Origin of the sequence: Cyanobium sp. ATX 6F1 (genome assembly GCF_024346315.1) — a bacterium.
Classification (GTDB): domain Bacteria; phylum Cyanobacteriota; class Cyanobacteriia; order PCC-6307; family Cyanobiaceae; genus ATX-6F1.
On the sequence record NZ_JAGQCS010000006.1, the window covers coordinates 1 to 17783 of the forward strand.

The 17783-nt window shown below is 67.4% G+C and carries 14 protein-coding genes, 1 tRNA gene and 1 pseudogene; 8 read left to right on the forward strand and 8 right to left on the reverse strand.

The features are described 5' to 3' along the window. A pseudogene (locus KBZ13_RS10040) lies at nt 1-127 on the forward strand (photosystem II q(b) protein); the annotation flags it as partial. Between the two features lie 232 nt (nt 128-359). On the opposite strand, the gene KBZ13_RS10045 reads toward KBZ13_RS10040, so the two are convergent. Beyond that, nucleotides 360-431 (reverse strand) — tRNA-Thr (locus KBZ13_RS10045). Between the two features lie 48 nt (nt 432-479). On the opposite strand from KBZ13_RS10045, the gene KBZ13_RS10050 reads away from it, so the two are divergent. Then, a complete protein-coding gene (locus KBZ13_RS10050) occupies nt 480-749 on the forward strand; it encodes a DUF3493 domain-containing protein (RefSeq protein WP_255008766.1) in 270 nt (89 codons plus the stop codon). Between the two features lie 34 nt (nt 750-783). On the opposite strand, the gene KBZ13_RS10055 is transcribed toward KBZ13_RS10050, so the two are convergent. The 6 genes from KBZ13_RS10055 to KBZ13_RS10080 form a co-directional block, all read right to left on the reverse strand. Then, complete coding sequence (locus KBZ13_RS10055) at nt 784-1689, reverse strand: low-complexity tail membrane protein (protein ID WP_255008767.1); 906 nt, start codon at nt 1687-1689, stop codon at nt 784-786. Between the two features lies 1 nt (nt 1690). Beyond that, nucleotides 1691-5014, reverse strand: a complete 3324-nt coding sequence (gene infB, locus KBZ13_RS10060) for a translation initiation factor IF-2 (RefSeq protein WP_255009098.1) — start codon at nt 5012-5014, stop codon at nt 1691-1693. A 63-nt stretch (nt 5015-5077) separates the two neighbouring features. Next, nucleotides 5078-5356: a YlxR family protein gene (locus KBZ13_RS10065; protein WP_255008768.1), complete on the reverse strand. Its 279-nt coding sequence runs from the start codon at nt 5354-5356 to the stop codon at nt 5078-5080. Beyond that, on the reverse strand, nt 5353-6765 hold the full coding sequence (gene nusA / locus KBZ13_RS10070) for a transcription termination factor NusA (RefSeq protein ID WP_255008769.1): 1413 nt from the start codon (nt 6763-6765) through the stop codon (nt 5353-5355). Before nusA ends, KBZ13_RS10065 begins: the two co-directional genes overlap by 4 nt. Before the next feature lie 46 nt (nt 6766-6811). Continuing rightward, nucleotides 6812-7282, reverse strand: a complete 471-nt coding sequence (locus KBZ13_RS10075) for a ribosome assembly cofactor RimP (RefSeq protein WP_255009100.1) — start codon at nt 7280-7282, stop codon at nt 6812-6814. A gap of 118 nt (nt 7283-7400) precedes the next feature. Then, entirely contained in the window at nt 7401-7664 is a 264-nt protein-coding gene (locus tag KBZ13_RS10080) for a hypothetical protein (RefSeq protein ID WP_255008771.1), read from the reverse strand. A gap of 81 nt (nt 7665-7745) precedes the next feature. Here KBZ13_RS10080 and KBZ13_RS10085 point away from each other — a divergent pair, with 81 nt between their 5' ends. Then, complete coding sequence (locus KBZ13_RS10085; protein ID WP_255008772.1) at nt 7746-8909, forward strand: trypsin-like peptidase domain-containing protein; 1164 nt, start codon at nt 7746-7748, stop codon at nt 8907-8909. Nucleotides 8910-8960: 51 nt separating this feature from the next. Further along, nucleotides 8961-9674, forward strand: coding sequence for a ribose-5-phosphate isomerase RpiA (gene rpiA, locus KBZ13_RS10090; protein ID WP_255008773.1), 714 nt, complete (start codon nt 8961-8963; stop codon nt 9672-9674). 20 nt (nt 9675-9694) lie between these two features. Here rpiA and hisD read toward each other — a convergent pair whose 3' ends face one another. Beyond that, nucleotides 9695-11029, reverse strand: a complete 1335-nt coding sequence (hisD, locus tag KBZ13_RS10095) for a histidinol dehydrogenase (RefSeq protein WP_409995641.1) — start codon at nt 11027-11029, stop codon at nt 9695-9697. Between the two features lie 99 nt (nt 11030-11128). Here hisD and rpsT point away from each other — a divergent pair, with 99 nt between their 5' ends. The 4 genes from rpsT to KBZ13_RS10115 all read left to right on the forward strand — a co-directional run bounded on the left by rpsT (nt 11129) and on the right by KBZ13_RS10115 (nt 17762). Beyond that, nucleotides 11129-11434: a 30S ribosomal protein S20 gene (gene rpsT, locus KBZ13_RS10100; RefSeq protein ID WP_255008775.1), complete on the forward strand. Its 306-nt coding sequence runs from the start codon at nt 11129-11131 to the stop codon at nt 11432-11434. A gap of 4 nt (nt 11435-11438) precedes the next feature. Then, complete coding sequence (locus KBZ13_RS10105) at nt 11439-12272, forward strand: TatD family hydrolase (protein WP_255008777.1); 834 nt, start codon at nt 11439-11441, stop codon at nt 12270-12272. 212 nt (nt 12273-12484) lie between these two features. Beyond that, on the forward strand, nt 12485-15775 hold the full coding sequence (gene rpoB / locus KBZ13_RS10110; protein ID WP_255008779.1) for a DNA-directed RNA polymerase subunit beta: 3291 nt from the start codon (nt 12485-12487) through the stop codon (nt 15773-15775). An 82-nt stretch (nt 15776-15857) separates the two neighbouring features. Further along, nucleotides 15858-17762, forward strand: a complete 1905-nt coding sequence (locus tag KBZ13_RS10115) for a DNA-directed RNA polymerase subunit gamma (protein ID WP_255008781.1) — start codon at nt 15858-15860, stop codon at nt 17760-17762. The last annotated feature ends 21 nt before the right edge of the window (nt 17763-17783 follow it).

Below are 17783 nucleotides of genomic sequence, written 5' to 3' on the forward strand. Positions count from 1 at the left end.
TGATGTGGTGAACCGCGCTGGTCTGGGCATGGAAGTGATGCACGAGCGCAACGCTCACAACTTCCCGCTTGACCTGGCGGCCGCCACCGCCACCCCCGTGGCGCTGACCGCCCCGGCGATCGGTTGAGTCGCCTAGCGACCTCCATCGGTTGATTTCATCGCCCCCTCGAGAGAGGGGGCTTTTTCATGGGCCGCAGGGGAGCTGAACGGCCGCTCTCCCTGACAACCCCTCAGACTTGAAACAAACCCTGGGTTAACGGCTGGAAGAGGTCGTGATGCTGTTCTGCAGAAATGATGGCCTGGATGAATTCCTTCCCAGCGAAGGTAGGGCTGTTGTGTTGATGCGGAAGGCTCCAAAAAGCCGGTGATCGGACTTGAACCGACGACCTACTGATTACGAATCAGTTGCTCTACCACTGAGCTACACCGGCAGCGCCTTGAAACTAGCATTCGGAGATCGCTGCCCCCAGGCCCCAGCCATGGCACCAGGACCCCGGGCACCCTTGGATCCCGAGCTGCGTCAGCGGCTGCTGCAGGAGGCACGCACCCCCTGGCGCGGCCTGCGGCGTGCCCTCTGGCTGGCCTTCAGCGCTTCAGCCGCCGTGGGCCTGGCCACCATGGCGCTGAGGGCGAGCGCGGGCGGAGAGGTGGCCCTCAGCGATCTGGGCATCCAGGTGGGCGCCCTCGGCCTGTTCGGCCTGCTCCTCTGGCGCGATCGAGCTCATGACAAGGGGAAGGAACGTCCCTGAGCGCTTGGCTCGCCCCGGCCCGTGGGCGATGGCTTTAGCCCAGGGGGTTTGCTTCCCCCGGCTCGTTGGCCGGCCCCTCGGTTTCTTGATCTGTCCCTGGGCTTGCTTCGGCCCCATCGGTGATCTGAGCTGAGAGCTCATCGGCTTGGGCGATCTGGATTTCAGCGTCCTCGCCTGCATTGGCCTCGACTCCAGCAGAATCCTGGGCCTCCAGGACACTTGCTTCGAGCGCGCTTGGCCCCTGGGTTTCGCTCGCCAGTGGGTCGTCGGCTGATTCGGATCCAGATTCCAGTGCCGGTGCGTCCGGCTGAACGTTGTGGTGTTCACGGGAACCCTCAGCAGCGGCTGGTTCTTTGTCGCGCAGGGGATCAAACAGCAACAAGGGCAGCCCCAGGCTCAGGCGGCTCTGCTCCAGCTGGGCCAGGCTCAGCGGTGTGGCCCCGTCGACCAGGGCCTGATCGAGGCTGAGCAGGCGCAGGGCCTGCACCAGCTGCTGCCATTGCCACAGCATCAGCGCCAGCAGCGGCACGCTGAGCAGCAACACCACCAGCCGGCCACTGGCAGCGAAGGGCGAAAGGCCGGTGGCGAGGCCAGCCTGCTGATCGGCCCACCAGGTGAGGGGCAGCAGCAGGGCGGCTCCCGCGGCCCTGGAGAGCTGGAGCCCCAGCCCCGCTTGCAGGGCGCTCAGCCGCTGCTGCAGGGGCCGGCGTCCCCGCAGCGGCACCTGCACCAGCACCAGCGACCACAGATCCGGAGGCCGTTTCCAGAGCAGCACCGCCGGCAGCAGGGCGCCCAGCCCCCAGACCAGCAAACGCTCGAGCGCGGGAACCGGCCCAGGATCGGCCCCGGCCAGCAGGACCAGCAGCAGCAGCACCTCCAGGGGCAGGGCCGCCAGGCCCAGCAACTGGATCCAGAGCAGCGCTTCGCTCCGGGGGGTCACGTCAGCTGCTGAGCGTGCGGCGCTGGGTGACGAGCTTGTAGGCCTCCACCCGGTCGCCCTCCTGCCAGTTGGCGAAGCGATCGCAGCCGATGCCGCATTCGAAGCCCGTGGCCACCTCCTTGACGTCGTCCTTGTTGCGGCGCAGGGAGTCGAGGTCGCCCTGGTAGACGATCTCCTTGCCGCGGTGAACCCGCACCTTGGCGTTGCGTTGCAGCTTGCCGGTGGTGACGTAGCAGCCGGCCACGGCGCTCTTGCCGATGTTGAACACGACCCGCACCTCGGCTTCGCCCAGGGACTCCTCCACCAACTCGGGCTCCAGCAGACCCTCCATGGCCAGCTGGATGTCCTCGAGCAGTTTGTAGATGACGTCGTAGTCGCGCACGTCGACGCCCGTGGCGTCGGCGGCCCGCTTGGCACCAGGCGCCATCGAGGTGTTGAAGCCCACGATCACGGCGCCGGAGGCGGCCGCCAGATCGACGTCGGTTTCGGTGATCTCGCCCGGGGCGGAGAGCAGCACCCGCACCTGCACCTCGTCCTTGGGCAGTTGCTCGAGCGAACCAAGGATCGCCTCGACGCTGCCCTGCACATCGGCCTTGAGGATCAAGTTGAGCTCCTTGAGGTCCCCTTCTTTGACCTGACCGGACATGGAGGTGAGCGACACCCGGCGGGAGGCCATCTGCTGGGCGAGGCGTGTGGCCCGGGCGTCCGTGGCCCGTTCGCCCACCACCGAGCGGGCGGTCTTCTCGTCGGGGTAGACCTCGAACTCGTCGCCGGCGGTGGGCACTTCGCTGAAGCCCAGGGCTTCCACGGCGAAGGAGGGGCCGGCCTCCTTCAAGCGTTTGCCGGTGTCGTCGACCATGGCCCGCACCTTGCCGAGCACCGGACCGGCCGCCAGGACGTCACCCGCCCGCAGGGTGCCGTTCTGGATCAGCAGCGTGGCCACCGGGCCCTTGGCCTTGTCGAGGTGGGCTTCGATCACGGTGCCCTTGGCCATCCGGTCGGGGTTGGCCTGGAGGTCTTCGACCTCGGTGACCAACAGGATCATCTCCAGCAGCTTGTCGATGTTCTGCCCTTTGAGGGCGCTCACAGGCACCATCACGGTGTTGCCACCCCAGTCTTCGGCCACCAGCTCGAGGCCGGAGAGCTCCTGCATCACCCGCTCGGGCGAGGCGCCCTCCTTGTCGATCTTGTTGATCGCCACCACGATCGGCACCTCGGCGGCGCGGGCGTGGCTGATCGCTTCCAGGGTCTGGGGGCGAACGCCGTCGTCGGCGGCCACCACCAGCACAGCCACGTCGGTGACCTTGGTGCCCCGGGCGCGCATGGCGGTGAACGCCTCGTGGCCAGGGGTGTCGAGGAAGGTGATCTTGCGCTGTTCGCCGCCGTGGGGCACCACCACCTGGTAGGCACCGATGTGCTGGGTGATCCCACCGGCTTCCCCCGCAGCCACGCGGGTCTTGCGGATGGCATCGAGCAGGCTGGTCTTGCCGTGGTCGACGTGACCCATCACCGTGACCACCGGCGGCCGGCGGATCAGGTGCGCGAGGTCGCTGTCCTCGATCATTTCCACCGTCTTCTTGGCGGCTTCCTGGACGTCGTCTTCGAGCACCGGCACGCCGAATTCCTCAGCCACGGTCTCGATCGTGGAGAGATCGAGGGTCTGGGTGACGGTGGCGCTGATGCCCTTGAAGAACAGCGATTTGATGATCTCGGAGCTCTCGACGCCGAGGCGGTCGGCCAGCTCCTGCACCGTGAGGTTGCCCTCCGGCACGATCAGCATGTCGGGCCGCACCGCCTTGGCCTCGCGGGCCGCCCGCAGTTCCATGGCCCGGCGGCGCTGGCGCTGGCGTGTGGTTTCCTTCTTGCGTTTGCGCACCGCCACCGTGGGCTTGGCGGCGGCGGCGGCCTTGCTGCGGGGTTTGGCCGGTCGGGCCAGGCTGGCCTGGAGCACGAGCGCTTCCTGCTCACCGGCGAAGCCACCGGTTTCGGCGGTGAGCGCATCGTCGTTCTCGCCGATGATGTGCACCTTGGTGCGCAGTTTCTGGGGCGACTTGCTGCGCAGGGCCTCGAGCTTGGCGCTGTCGTCCCAATCGGGACGTCGGGCCTTGCCAGGGGCCTGGGGCGTGCGGAAGCCGGGGCGCTTGGGCGGCGCCGCCGGAGCCACACCGGCGGGCCGCGGCGGAGCGGCTTCACCGGGGTAGCCAGGTTCGCCACTGCCTGGGCGACGGGGCGGGGCGGCCACAGGACGGCTGCCGGGCTTCTGCAGCTGCATCAGCTCGCCAGGGGCCACCGGTTTGCGCATGCCCTGGGGCATGCCTGCCCTGATCGGGGCGTCCGCTCTGCTGCCACCGGCGGGGCCGGCCGCGTCGCGGCGGATCGGTTTGCCCACCAGCTCCAGGGGGCTGGGCTGGGGCCGACCGGGGGCACCGGGGCGACCCGGTGCGGGGCGGGGGGCGCCGCTGGAGGCCACGGGGCGCAGGGGCGCTGCGCTGGGGCGCTGGCCCAGGGGCTGGCGGCCGGCGGGGGGTGCGGGGCGCTGGCTGATGCCACTGCCTTGGCTGCCGCCAACGCTCGCACCGTCCGTTGGACCAGGCTGGCTGCGGCCGACCACCTGCGGTTTGCCGGCACCCACGGGGGTGGGGCGGGCCGGGGCGCCAGGGCGCTGGGGCGCTGGCGGGCGGGAGGACGGCGGGCTTGGCCGCGGGGAGGTGGGGGCCGGCCGGGGCATCGGTGCGCTGGCGGCGGGAGGAGCGGGCTTGGGGCTGGTGGCGGGTCGCACCACCGGCGGTTCGCTCTTGCGGATCTCGGGCTTGCGCACCTCCTGAGCCCGTGGCTCCTGAGTCCTTGGCTCCTGGGTCCGCAGCTCGGGCTTGCGGATCTCCGGTTTGCGGCTGACGGGGGCTGCCGGTGTCGCTGCGCTCTGGGCGGGAGCCGCTGATGGGGCCGGTGCCGCCGGGCGGGCCGGTTGGTTTGGGGCCGAAGGGGGCGCCATCACCAGTGGCGGCTTGGGCTTCGCCACCGGTGCCACGGGCGCGGTGGGGGCCGCCATGGCGCTGGGGCCGCTGGCCGCCTGGGCCGGGGCAGCCTTTTGCACGGAGAGGATCGCCTTGGGAGGACCGCCGGCGCCGACGGATCCAGCCCGCGGGGCGGACTTCGCTCCCCCCTGGATCAGGTCGCGGATGCGCACCGCCTCGTCATCGCTGATGGAGCTGCTGTGGCTCCGGGCGCCGATCGAAAGCTTTTCGGCGGCATCGAGCACGTCCCTGTTCTCCAGGCCCAGGTCCCGGGACAGCTCGTAAATCCTGACTTTGCCGCTGCTGGTCATTAAGTGCTCCAATTGGTCGGGGCAACAGGTGCCGCCGGGCCCCACGCGCAGGAGGGCCACTGATCATCTTGCCTCAGAGACCGCGACAGGGTCGGTGTCGAGTCGCTGGCCGAGGCTGGCGTAGATGGAATCCGCAACCTGGCAGCGCAGGGCCCGTTGCAACCGTTTCCGCCGCCTGGCTTCCTCCAGGCACGCCGCATTCGGACAGAGATAGGCCGATCGGCCCATGCCCGCATCCAGCGCCAGTCCCCCCGCGGCGAGTCGGATGACCCGCCAGAGCTGCCGGCGATCCAGCACCTCCCGGCAGGCCACACAGCGCCGCAGGGTGGGGACGGCGCTCACCGGGCCTCGTCCCCGCTGCTGGGCTCCGTGACGGTTTCGGTGACGGCTTCGGTGCCTGCCTCGGCAGGGGCCTGCTCGACCTCCTCGTCGGCGTAGGCCTCGTAACCCTCCTCCTCGTCTTCTGGCAGGGGGTAGAGCTCCCGCAGCCTTGCGTCTTCTTCGGTGCGGATCGCCTGCTCGACCGCCAGCCGCGCTTCCGCCTCCGCCTGCAGGGCCTCCTCCTCTTCGCGCATGGCAATCAGCTCGGCCACCCGTTCGTCTTCGGTTCCCTGGTCGTATTCAGCGGCGTTCTTGATGTCGATCTTCCAACCCGTGAGCCGGGCCGCCAGGCGCACGTTCTGACCTTCGCGGCCGATGGCCAGGCTGAGCTGGTCGGGGGGAACGAGCACGTGGGCGTGGTGTCCGGCTGGATCCACCAGACGCACCATCTCCACCCGGGCTGGGCTGAGGGAGTTGGCCAGGTACTGGGCAGGGTCGGCGGACCAGCGGATCACGTCGATCTTTTCGCCGCGCAGCTCGTTGACCACCTGTTGAATGCGCGAGCCACGGGCGCCGATGCAGGCCCCGACCGGATCCACCTCCCGCTCGACGCTGTCGACGGCCACCTTGGTGCGGGGGCCCACGGAGCGGGAGGGGGGATTGGCCTCGCGGGCCACCGCCACGATCCGCACCGAACCCTCCTGGATCTCGGGCACCTCGTTCTCGAACAGATACACCACCAGGCCAGCGTTGGCGCGGCTGATGAACAGCTGGGGGCCACGGCGGGCCACCTCGCTCACCTCCTTGAGGAACACCTTGAAGGTGGCGTTGGCGCGGTAGTTGTCGTTGGGAAGCTGGTCGCGGCGGGGAAGCTCCGCTTCCACTTCCGGCCGGCCCAGGCCCGAACTTACGGCCATGATGATGGATTGGCGCTCGAATCGGATCACCCGGGCGGTGAGCACCGGGTCTTCGAGATCGGCGAACTCCTCCTGGATCATGCGGCGCTGCTGGTCCCGCAGCTTCTGGGCCAGCACCTGCTTGGTGGTGGAGGCGGCCATGCGGCCGAAGTCGTCTTTTTCCGGGGTGACATCGAGTACCACGGTGTCTCCGATCTGGGCGTCCTCGGCCACCTGCTGCACTTCGGCCAGGGCGATCTGGTGGTCTTCGCTCTCCACCTCCTCGACGATGATCTTGCTCGCCAGCACGCGGTAGCCCTCCTCGTCGAGGTCAAGGGCGACGTCGAAGTTGCTGAAGTAGTCCTCCTCGAAGGGGTCCTCGCTGATGCCCAGGTAGAGGGTGCGCCGGTAACGCTCGTAGCCCTTGAGCAGGGCCTCACGCAGGGCGGCCTCCACCACATCGCTGGACAGCTTCTTCTCTTCGCTGATGTCCTCGATCAGGTTCTGCAGACCGGGGAGAAGAACGAGCGCCATCGGGTCGGGGGGGGGAAAGGGGTGTCGAACGGTTGGGGCGAGGGCGTCAGCCTTCGCTTGGGGAGCTGAGGTGGACCGCGATCACATCGGAGCGGGCGATACGGCTGCGGCGACCGCGGACGTTGAGGTGCACTGCCTGCTCATCGCGCTCCAGCAGCAGACCTTCACGGGCGTGTTCGCTGCCCTCACCATCGCGGACGGTGACGACGACGGGGAAGCCGCGGAAGCTGCGGAAATCCCGGTCATCGCGCAGCTCCTCAGGGACCCCGGGGCTGCTGACCTCAAGAACGTAGGGCTCATCGAGCAGGTCCGCTGTTTCCAGCGCCTCGCCCAACAGGCCGCTGAAGCGGGCGCAGTCGTCGAGGCTGACGTCGCCGCCACCGGCTGGCCGCAGTTGCACCAGCACGGTCATGGGCACCCGATGGGTCTGTAGCTGCAGGCCGCACAAGTCGAACCCGACCTCGGCCGCCAATGGGCGGACCAGGGCTTCGACATCGTCGTGGAGCGGATGGGGCAAGGGTGGAGACTGGGCGGGTCGGGCGGCCCGACCGGCTTCTGCAGTGACCTGCCCCTGGCGCGGACCAGGGTCCACGAAAAAGGGTGATGCCCGCCGGGCACCACGACAACCTACGTGATCAAGGGGTGCCCAGGTCGAGGGCAGGGGGCTCGGCGTAGTAGTCGCTGTCGGCCACCTCCCCCCGCAGGGCGGGATTCTGGTTGAGGCACTGGCCACATTGCTCGGGAGACTTCAGGAATTGGCAGACCCGAGCCCAGAGCTTGGCCCGAGTGGCCGGCGGCCCCAGGCTGAACAGCACCCGGTCGTTCCGGCCCACCATGCCCAGAATCTCCACTTGGCAGAGGCTGCAGCGCATGCGTTCGCCGGGGGGAATCACGGCCATGGGGATGTGGTCGGGTTGCGGCAACTTAGAGCCATCCACCGGCGCTGGCGGCCGAAGGTGACCTTTGCCTAGCGTCCTGTCATGCGCAACGAACTTTCACTGGCCTGTGGCCGGACCCTGCTGTTGAGCCTGTTGCTGATTCAGCTGCTGGTTGGCCCCCTGGTGCGTCCAGCCGCCGCCAGCGAACTGAACGCCGCTGCGGTCAGCGCGATTCCCGACCCTCTCCCCAGTGGCCACAGCTTCGTGGCCGCGGCCGTGCGCCAGGTGGGTCCGGCGGTGGTCCGTATCGACACCGAACGCAAGGTGCCCCAGGCCAGCTTCGATCCGGGCTTCAGCGACCCGCTGCTGCGGGATTTCTTCGGTGATCCCTCCGGCGGTGCCCGGGAGCTGGGCCAGGGCTCCGGCGTCGTGATCGACGCCCATGGACTGGTGCTCACCAATGCCCACGTGGTGGACCGGGCCGAGGCCGTGCAGGTGACCCTTGCCGACGGGCGTCAGCTCGATGGCACGGTGTTGGGCGCTGATGCCGTCACCGATCTGGCGGTGGTGCGCATCCCCGAATTGGAGGGCCTGCAGGCGGCGCCCCTCGGTGATTCCGAAGCCCTCGACGTGGGCGATTGGGCCATCGCCCTGGGCAACCCCTACGGATTGGAGCGCACGGTCACCCTGGGCATCGTCAGCAGCCTGCACCGCAACATCAACAGCCTGGGCTTTTCCGACAAGCGGCTCGAACTGATCCAGACCGACGCCGCCATCAATCCGGGCAATTCCGGTGGTCCGTTGATCAATGCCTCCGGCGAGGTGATCGGCATCAACACCCTGGTGCGGGCCGGTCCAGGCGCTGGCCTGGGTTTCGCGATCCCGATCAACCTGGCCAAGGGGGTGGCCCAGCAGCTCAGCACCGGTAGCGCCGTGGTGCATCCCTACCTGGGGCTGCAGCTGGTGCCGCTCACGGTCCGCCGGGCCCGCTCCAACAACGACGACCCCAATGCGCTGCTGCGGTTGCCGGAGCGGGATGGGGCGCTGGTGCAGAGGGTGCTGCAGGACAGCCCGGCCGAGGCGGCGGGGCTGCGCCGCGGGGATCTGGTGGTGGCGGTGGCCGATCGGCCGATCGGCGATCCAGCCGCCCTGCTGCTGGCGGTGGAGGCGTCGAAGGTGGGGGTGGGACTGCCCCTGACGGTGATCCGAGGCGAAACCGAACTGAAGCTTTCGATCCGGCCGGCGGCGCTGCCCCAGGCCGGCTGAGGCTTCTTCCTGGCCCCCTTGCTACGGTCACGGCCCTCCGGAAACGCCGTGATGTCTGATCTCCAGGACCGCATGAAGGCGGCGGTGGCCCGCGCGGCCGTGGAGCAGATCCAGGACGGCATGGTGCTGGGGCTGGGTTCCGGCTCCACCGCCGCGCTGATGATCAAGGAGCTGGGGGCGAAGCTGCAGCGGGGTGAGCTGAGCGACATCACCGGCGTGACCACCTCGTTTCAGGGGGAGGTGCTGGCGGCCGAGCTGGGCATCCCGCTCAAGAGCCTCAACGCGATCGAGCGCATCGACCTGGCCATCGACGGGGCCGACGAAGTGGACCCGGCCTTCCAGCTGATCAAGGGGGGCGGCGCCTGCCATGTGCAGGAGAAGTTGGTGGCCCGCCGGGCCGAGCGCTTCGTGGTGGTGGTCGATGCCTCCAAGCTGGTGGAGCGCCTCAACCTGGCGTTCCTGCTGCCGGTGGAGGTGCTGCCCGGCGCCTGGCGTCAGGTGCAGGCTGAGCTAGCTGAGCTGGGGGGCAACGCCGAACTGCGCATGGCCGTGCGCAAGGCGGGTCCTGTGGTCACCGACCAGGGCAACCTGGTGCTCGACGTGCGCTTCGCCGGCGGCATCGCTGATCCCCTGGCCCTGGAGGCCACGATCAACAACCTGCCCGGTGTGCTGGAGAACGGCCTGTTCGTGAACCTCACCGACCAGGTGCTGGTGGGCGATCTGGTCGACGGCGTGCCCGGGGTACGGGATCTGGTCCGCCGCTGAGGCCCCGCCCGCAAGGGCCTTCAGTCGAGCCGACGGCGCACGGAGTCGGCGTGGCTGTGGAGCCCCTCGCTTTCAGCCAGGGCGATCACGGCACCGCCGGTGGCCTCCAGGGCCTGACGATTGAACTGGATCAGACTGGTGTGGCGCAGGAAGGTTTCCACACTCAGGGCCCCGGCGAAGCGGGCCGTCCCTGAGGTGGGCAACGTGTGGTTGGGGCCGGCCAGATAGTCACCCACAGCTTCCGGGCTCCAGGCCCCCAGGAAGATGGCGCCGGCGTGCTGGATGCGTCCCGCCAGGGGTTCGGGGCGCTCCACCAGCAGTTCGAGATGTTCCGGGGCGAAGCGGTCGCTGAGCTGGGCCGCCGCCTCCAGCGAGGGGCAGAGCACAATCAGCCCCCAGTCGTTGAGGGCGGCCCGGCAGAGCTCGGCGCGGGGATGGCCCTCCAGCTGCTCAGCGAGCGCCCGAGGCACGGCCTCGGCCAGATCTCTGCTGGTGGTGAGCAGGATGGCCGCCGCCAGGGGATCGTGCTCCGCCTGGGCCAGCAGATCGGCGGCCACCTGGTCGGCGCGGGCGCTCTGGTCGGCGATCACCAGCACCTCGCTGGGGCCGGCCAGGGAATCGATCCCCACCGTGCCGTAGACGGCCTTTTTGGCCAGGGTGACGTAGAGGTTGCCGGGGCCGCTGATCACATCAACCCTGGGCACCGATTCGGTGCCGTAGGCCAGGGCGGCGATCGCCTGGGCCCCCCCCACCCGGTAGATCTCCTCGACGCCGGCCAGGTGGGCTGCCGCCAGCACGGTGCCGTTGACCCGGCCTTCAGGCCCGGGTGGGGTCACCATCACCAGCCGCTTGACCCCAGCCACCCTGGCGGGAACGGCATTCATCAGCACGGTGCTGGGGTACGAGGCACGCCCCCCGGGCACGTAGATCCCCGCCCGCTCCACCGGTCGCCAGCGGCGCCCCAGCCGCTCCCCGTGCACGCCCTTCACATCCAGGTCCTGGGGTTTCTGGCGCTGGTGGAAATCGAGGATGCGCCGGTGGGCCAGGCCCAGGGCGGATTGGAGATCCTCCGGGCAGGCCTCCCAGGCCCGCTGGATCGTCTCGGCAGGAATGCGCAGGGGGTCGGGCCGGATCCCATCGAAACGCTCGCTGAGCTCCTGCAGAGCGGCGTCGCCGCCCGCCCGCACCTGCTCGAGAATCGCGTCGACCCGGCGCGCCGCCTCCTGGCTCTGGCTGCCGCTGGTGCGCTGGGCGATCGCCACGAGCCGCGTCGCGGCGGCCTCCTGATCGTCGAGGCGAGCGATGGCCAGGGGGCCGGCTGAGGCGGCGGAAGGGATCAGGGAGCTGGCGGCCACGGTCCCCTCAGCGAATGGGCAGGTTCAAGGCTAGATCCACATGGGAAGGGGGGAGGGGGCGGTAAGGTGTCTAATTGCATCGTCAGCGCCAAACCGCCTGTGGCCAATAACACCTCCTCGAAGAAGCGCATCCTGATCGCCGAGCGCAACCGGCTTCAGAACCGCACCTACAAATCCGCCGTGCGCACGCTGATCAAGCGCACGATCACCGCCGCGGGCGCTTACACCCAGGAGCCAGGCGGCGCCGCCAAGGAGGCCGTGCAGACCAGCCTCAATGCCGCCTTCAGCAAGATCGACAAGGCGGTCAAGATCGGCGTGCTCCACCGCAACACCGGGGCTAACCACAAATCCCGCCTGAGCGCGGTGGTCAAGCGGGCCATTGAGCCTGCCGGTGCCCAGGCCTGAGCCCATGGTGGCCCAGTTGGGCGAACATCCCCAGGCTCAGCTGGCCCCACCGGTGCTCGTCGACAGCCATTGCCACATTGTCTTTCGTCAATTCGACGATGACCTCGAGGCGGTGGCCCAGCGCTGGCGGGAGGCTGGGGTAACGGCCTTGCTGCATGCCTGTGTCGAGCCGGCGGAAATCCCAGCGATCCGGGCCCTGGCGGATCGCTTTGCGGAACTCCGTTATTCCGTGGGGGTTCACCCCCTCGACACCCAGCACTGGCAGGCCGACACCGCGCAGGTGCTGCGCCAGGCCGCCCTCGATGACCCACGGGTGGTCGCCATCGGTGAGCTGGGGCTGGATCTTTATCGCGAGACCAACCTCGAGCAGCAGCTGGCGGTGCTTGTCCCCCAGTTGGATCTGGCCGTGGAGCTCGATCTGCCGGTGATCATCCACTGCCGCGACGCGGCCGAGGCCATGCTTGAGCTGTTGCGCCGCAGGCGCACGGACGGCCGCTGCCCTCGGGGTGTGATGCATTGCTGGGGCGGCACTCCCGAAGAGATGGAGGGCTTCCTGGAGCTGGGCCTGTCCATCAGCTTCAGCGGCACGGTCACCTTCCCCCGGGCGGAGGTCACCCACGCCTGCGCCCGCCTGGTGCCCGCGGAGCGCTATCTGATCGAGACCGATTGCCCTTTCCTGGCTCCGGTGCCGCGGCGGGGCAAACGCAACGAGCCGGCCTTTGTGGCTTCCGTGGCGGCGCGGATGGCTGAATTGCGCGGCGAAAGCCTCGATCTGGTGGCCCGCACCAGCACGGCAAACGCACAGAAGCTCTTCAGCCTGCCTGGGGCCAGTGTATGATGATTTATTGGCCTGGCAGCAAAATCGATATCCGATCGTGCTCCTGCCTCCCGAATGCGTCCACCACCATCACCGGTGCCTTGTCGTCGTCGGCAGTCTTGATCCGAGCTCTCTAGGCATCGCCGCGCAGCAGCCGTCCCTGACCGGGGGCGGCTGTTCGCGTGGGAGCTCCAGGCCAAAACCCCTTTGAACCCGTTCCTGCAGGACCCCGCATGAGTAGCGCGATCCAGGTCGCCAAGACCGCTACGTACCTCCCCGATCTGGTCGAGGTGCAGCGGGCAAGCTTCAAATGGTTCCTGGAGAAGGGGCTGATCGAGGAGCTTGAGAGCTTCTCGCCCATCACCGATTACACCGGCAAGCTCGAGCTGCACTTCATCGGCAGCGAGTACCGCCTCAAGCGTCCTCGCCACGATGTGGAAGATGCCAAGCGGCGTGATGCCACCTTTGCTTCCCAGATGTATGTCACCTGCCGCCTTGTCAACAAGGAAACCGGTGAGATCAAAGAGCAGGAGGTGTTCATCGGCGAACTGCCCCTGATGACCGAGCGCGGCACCTTCATCATCAACGGTGCCGAGCGCGTGATCGTGAACCAGATCGTGCGCAGCCCTGGGGTCTATTTCAAGGACGACCAAGATAAGAACGGCCGCAAGACCTTCAACGCCAGCCTGATCCCCAACCGGGGCGCCTGGCTCAAGTTCGAGACCGACAAGAACGACCTGCTGCACGTGCGGGTCGACAAAACACGAAAGATCAACGCCCATGTGCTGATGCGGGCCATCGGCCTGTCGGACAACGACGTGCTCGACAAGCTGCGGCACCCCGAGTACTACCGCAAGTCGATTGAGGCCGCCAACGACGAGGGCATCTCTTCTGAGGAACAGGCCCTGCTGGAGCTCTACAAGAAGCTGCGTCCGGGCGAACCGCCCTCGGTGAGTGGCGGCCAGCAGCTGCTGCACAGCCGCTTCTTCGATCCCAAGCGCTACGACCTCGGTCGGGTGGGCCGCTACAAGATCAACAAGAAGCTCCGTCTCACCATCCCCGACGCGGTGCGCACCCTCACCGCCGAGGACGTGCTCTCGACGATCGACTATCTGATCAACCTGGAACTCGATGTCGGCGGCGCCAGCCTCGATGACATCGACCACCTGGGCAACCGCCGCGTGCGCTCGGTGGGCGAACTGCTTCAGAACCAGGTGCGGGTGGGCCTCAACCGCCTGGAGCGGATCATCAAGGAGCGGATGACCGTCGGTGAGACCGAATCGCTCACCCCGGCCCAACTGGTCAACCCCAAACCCCTGGTGGCGGCGATCAAGGAGTTCTTCGGCTCCAGCCAGCTCAGCCAGTTCATGGACCAGACCAATCCCCTGGCCGAGCTGACCCACAAGCGCCGCATCAGCGCCCTCGGCCCAGGGGGGCTCACCCGGGAGCGGGCTGGTTTCGCCGTGCGCGACATCCATCCCTCCCACTACGGCCGCATCTGCCCGATCGAAACGCCTGAGGGCCCCAACGCCGGTCTGATCGGTTCGCTCGCCACCCATGCCCGGGTGAACGAGTACGGCTTCATCGAAACCCCCTTCTGGCGCGTCGAAGACGGCATCGTCATCAAGCAGGGCGATCCCATCTACCTTTCCGCCGACCTCGAGGACGAGTGCCGCGTCGCACCGGGTGATGTCCCCACCGACTCCACCAGCCGGATCACGGCCGAGCTGGTGCCCGTGCGCTACCGCCAGGACTTCGAGAAAGTGCCCCCCGAGCAGGTGGACTACGTCCAGCTCTCGCCGGTGCAGGTGATCTCGGTGGCCACCTCTTTGATCCCCTTCCTTGAGCACGACGACGCCAACCGCGCCCTGATGGGGTCGAACATGCAGCGCCAGGCGGTGCCGCTGCTGCGCCCCGAGCGGCCCCTGGTGGGCACGGGCCTGGAAACCCAGGTCGCCCGTGACTCAGGCATGGTGCCGATCACGACGGTCAACGGCACGGTCACGTTCGTGGATGCCACCGCCATCGTGATCCGCGATGAGCAGGGGTTGGACCACATCCACCACCTGCAAAAATACCAGCGCTCCAACCAGGACACCTGTTTGAACCAGCGCCCGATCGTCCGGCAGGGCGATCCGGTGATCGCCGGTCAGGTGCTGGCCGATGGATCCGCCTGTGAGGGCGGTGAAATCGCCCTTGGCCAGAACGTCCTCATCGCCTACATGCCCTGGGAGGGTTACAACTACGAGGACGCGATCCTGGTGAGCGAGCGGCTCGTCCAGGACGACCTCTACACCTCGGTGCACATCGAGAAGTACGAGATCGAGGCCCGTCAGACCAAGCTTGGCCCCGAGGAGATCACCCGGGAAATTCCCAACGTGGCCGAGGAGAGCCTGGGTCACCTCGATGAGATGGGCATCATCCGCATCGGCGCCTTCGTGGAGTCGGGAGACATCCTCGTGGGCAAGGTGACCCCCAAGGGCGAATCCGACCAGCCCCCCGAGGAGAAGCTGCTCCGCGCCATCTTCGGTGAGAAGGCTCGCGACGTGCGTGACAACTCCCTGCGGGTGCCGAGCACCGAGCGCGGCCGGGTCGTCGATGTACGCATCTACACCCGCGAGCAGGGCGATGAACTACCGCCCGGCGCCAACATGGTGGTGCGGGTCTACGTGGCCCAGCGGCGCAAGATCCAGGTGGGCGACAAGATGGCCGGTCGCCACGGCAACAAGGGCATCATCAGCCGCATTCTTCCCCGCGAAGACATGCCCTACCTGCCCGATGGCACTCCGATCGACATCGTGCTCAATCCACTGGGCGTTCCCAGCCGGATGAACGTGGGACAGGTGTTCGAGTGCCTGATGGGCTGGGCCGCCTCTCACCTCAATGCCCGGGTGAAGGTGGTGCCCTTCGATGAGATGCACGGCGCCGAAAAATCCAAGGAAACCGTGCAGGCGTTCCTTGAAGCGGCCCGCGATCAGCCTGGAAAAGACTGGGTCTACAACCCCGACAATCCTGGCAAGATCCAGCTGGTCGATGGACGCACCGGCGAACCCTTCGATCAGCCGGTCACCGTGGGCTACGCCCACATCCTCAAGCTGGTGCACCTGGTCGACGACAAGATCCACGCCCGCTCCACCGGCCCCTACTCCCTGGTCACCCAGCAGCCCCTGGGCGGCAAGGCCCAGCAGGGCGGCCAGAGGCTCGGAGAGATGGAGGTCTGGGCCCTGGAGGCCTACGGCGCCGCCTACACCCTGCAGGAACTGCTCACCGTCAAATCCGACGACATGCAGGGCCGCAACGAAGCGCTCAACGCGATCGTCAAGGGCAAGCCCATCCCCCGCCCCGGCACCCCGGAGTCGTTCAAGGTGCTGATGCGCGAGCTGCAGTCGCTCGGCCTCGACATCGCCGTCTACACCGATGCTGGGGAGGAAGTCGATCTGATGCAGGACGTCAATCCTCGCCGCAGCACGCCCAACCGCCCCACCTACGAATCGCTCGGTGTCGCCGATTTCGATGACGACTGATCCCTGATCGATCGGGGAGGGTGCCCGGCGCCCTTCCCCTGGATCCCACTGAGTAAGTCCTACCTCCGCGCGCTCTCCGGCCATGACGAACAGTAATTCACGCATCGAGAACCACTTCGACTACGTCAAGATCACGCTCGCTTCGCCCGAGCGGATCATGCAGTGGGGGCAGCGCACCCTGCCGAACGGTCAGGTGGTGGGCGAGGTGACGAAGCCGGAAACGATCAACTACCGCACCCTCAAGCCCGAGATGGACGGGCTCTTCTGCGAGAAGATCTTCGGCCCCTCCAAGGACTGGGAATGCCACTGCGGCAAGTACAAGCGGGTGCGCCACCGGGGCATCGTCTGTGAGCGCTGCGGCGTTGAGGTCACCGAAAGCCGGGTGCGCCGGCACCGCATGGGCTTCATCAAGCTCGCGGCTCCGGTCTCCCATGTGTGGTATCTCAAGGGGATCCCCAGCTACGTGGCGATCCTGCTCGACATGCCCCTGCGGGATGTGGAGCAGATCGTCTACTTCAACTGCTACGTGGTGCTCGAGAAGGGGGATCACAAAGACCTCACCTACAAGCAGCTGCTTACCGAAGACGAGTGGCTGGAAATCGAGGACCAGATCTACGCCGAGGATTCCGAGATCGAGAATGAGCCCGAGGTGGGCATCGGCGCCGAGGCGCTCAAGCGGTTGCTCAACGATCTCAACCTGCCCGAAATCGCCGAACAGCTGCGCGGTGAGATCAACGGCAGCAAGGGCCAGAAGCGGGCCAAACTGATCAAGCGCCTGCGCGTGATCGACAACTTCATCGCCACCGGGGCCAAGCCCGAATGGATGGTGCTGGATGTGATCCCGGTGATCCCCCCCGACCTGCGCCCGATGGTGCAGCTCGATGGCGGCCGCTTCGCCACCAGCGACCTGAATGATCTCTACCGGCGGGTGATCAACCGCAACAACCGCCTGGCGCGGCTGCAGGAAATCCTCGCTCCCGAAATCATCGTCCGCAACGAGAAGCGGATGCTCCAGGAGGCTGTCGATGCCCTGATCGACAACGGCCGCCGCGGCCGCACCGTGGTGGGTGCCAACAACCGTCCGCTCAAATCGCTCAGCGACATCATCGAGGGCAAGCAGGGTCGATTCCGTCAGAACCTCCTGGGCAAGCGGGTCGACTACTCCGGTCGTTCCGTGATCGTGGTGGGTCCCAAGCTCAAGATGCACCAGTGCGGTCTGCCCAAGGAGATGGCGATCGAGCTGTTCCAGCCGTTCGTGATCCATCGCCTGATCCGCCAGAACATCGTCAACAACATCAAGGCGGCCAAGAAGCTGATCCAGCGCGCCGACGATGAGGTGATGCAGGTGCTCCAGGAGGTGATCGAGGGTCACCCGATTCTTTTGAACCGGGCACCTACCCTTCACCGCCTCGGCATTCAGGCCTTCGAGCCGAAGCTCGTGGACGGCCGCGCCATCCAGCTGCATCCGCTGGTGTGCCCCGCCTTCAACGCCGACTTCGACGGTGACCAGATGGCCGTGCACGTGCCCCTCGCGATCGAGGCCCAGACCGAGGCCCGCATGCTGATGCTGGCCAGCAACAACATCCTCTCGCCCGCCACCGGCGAGCCGATCATCACGCCCTCCCAGGACATGGTGCTTGGTTCCTATTACCTCACGGCTGTGGAGCCCGGCGCCAGCAAGCCCGCCTTCGGTGACCGCCGCCTCACCTTCGCCGGCCTCAGCGATGTGATCAGCGCCTTCGATGAAAAGCACCTCGTTCTGCACGATTGGGTGTGGGTGCGCTTCAGCGGTGGGGTCGACGACGACGACGAAGGCGATGCACCGATCAAGGAGGAAACCCTCAGCGATGGCACCCGCATCGAACAGTGGCGCTACCGCCGCGACCGCTTCGACGAAGACGGCGCCCTGATCAGCCGCTATCTGCTCACCACCGTGGGACGAGTCGTGATGAACAACACGATCATTTCCGCCGTGGCCGCCACCTGATCTCCGGGCCGAACCGAATCC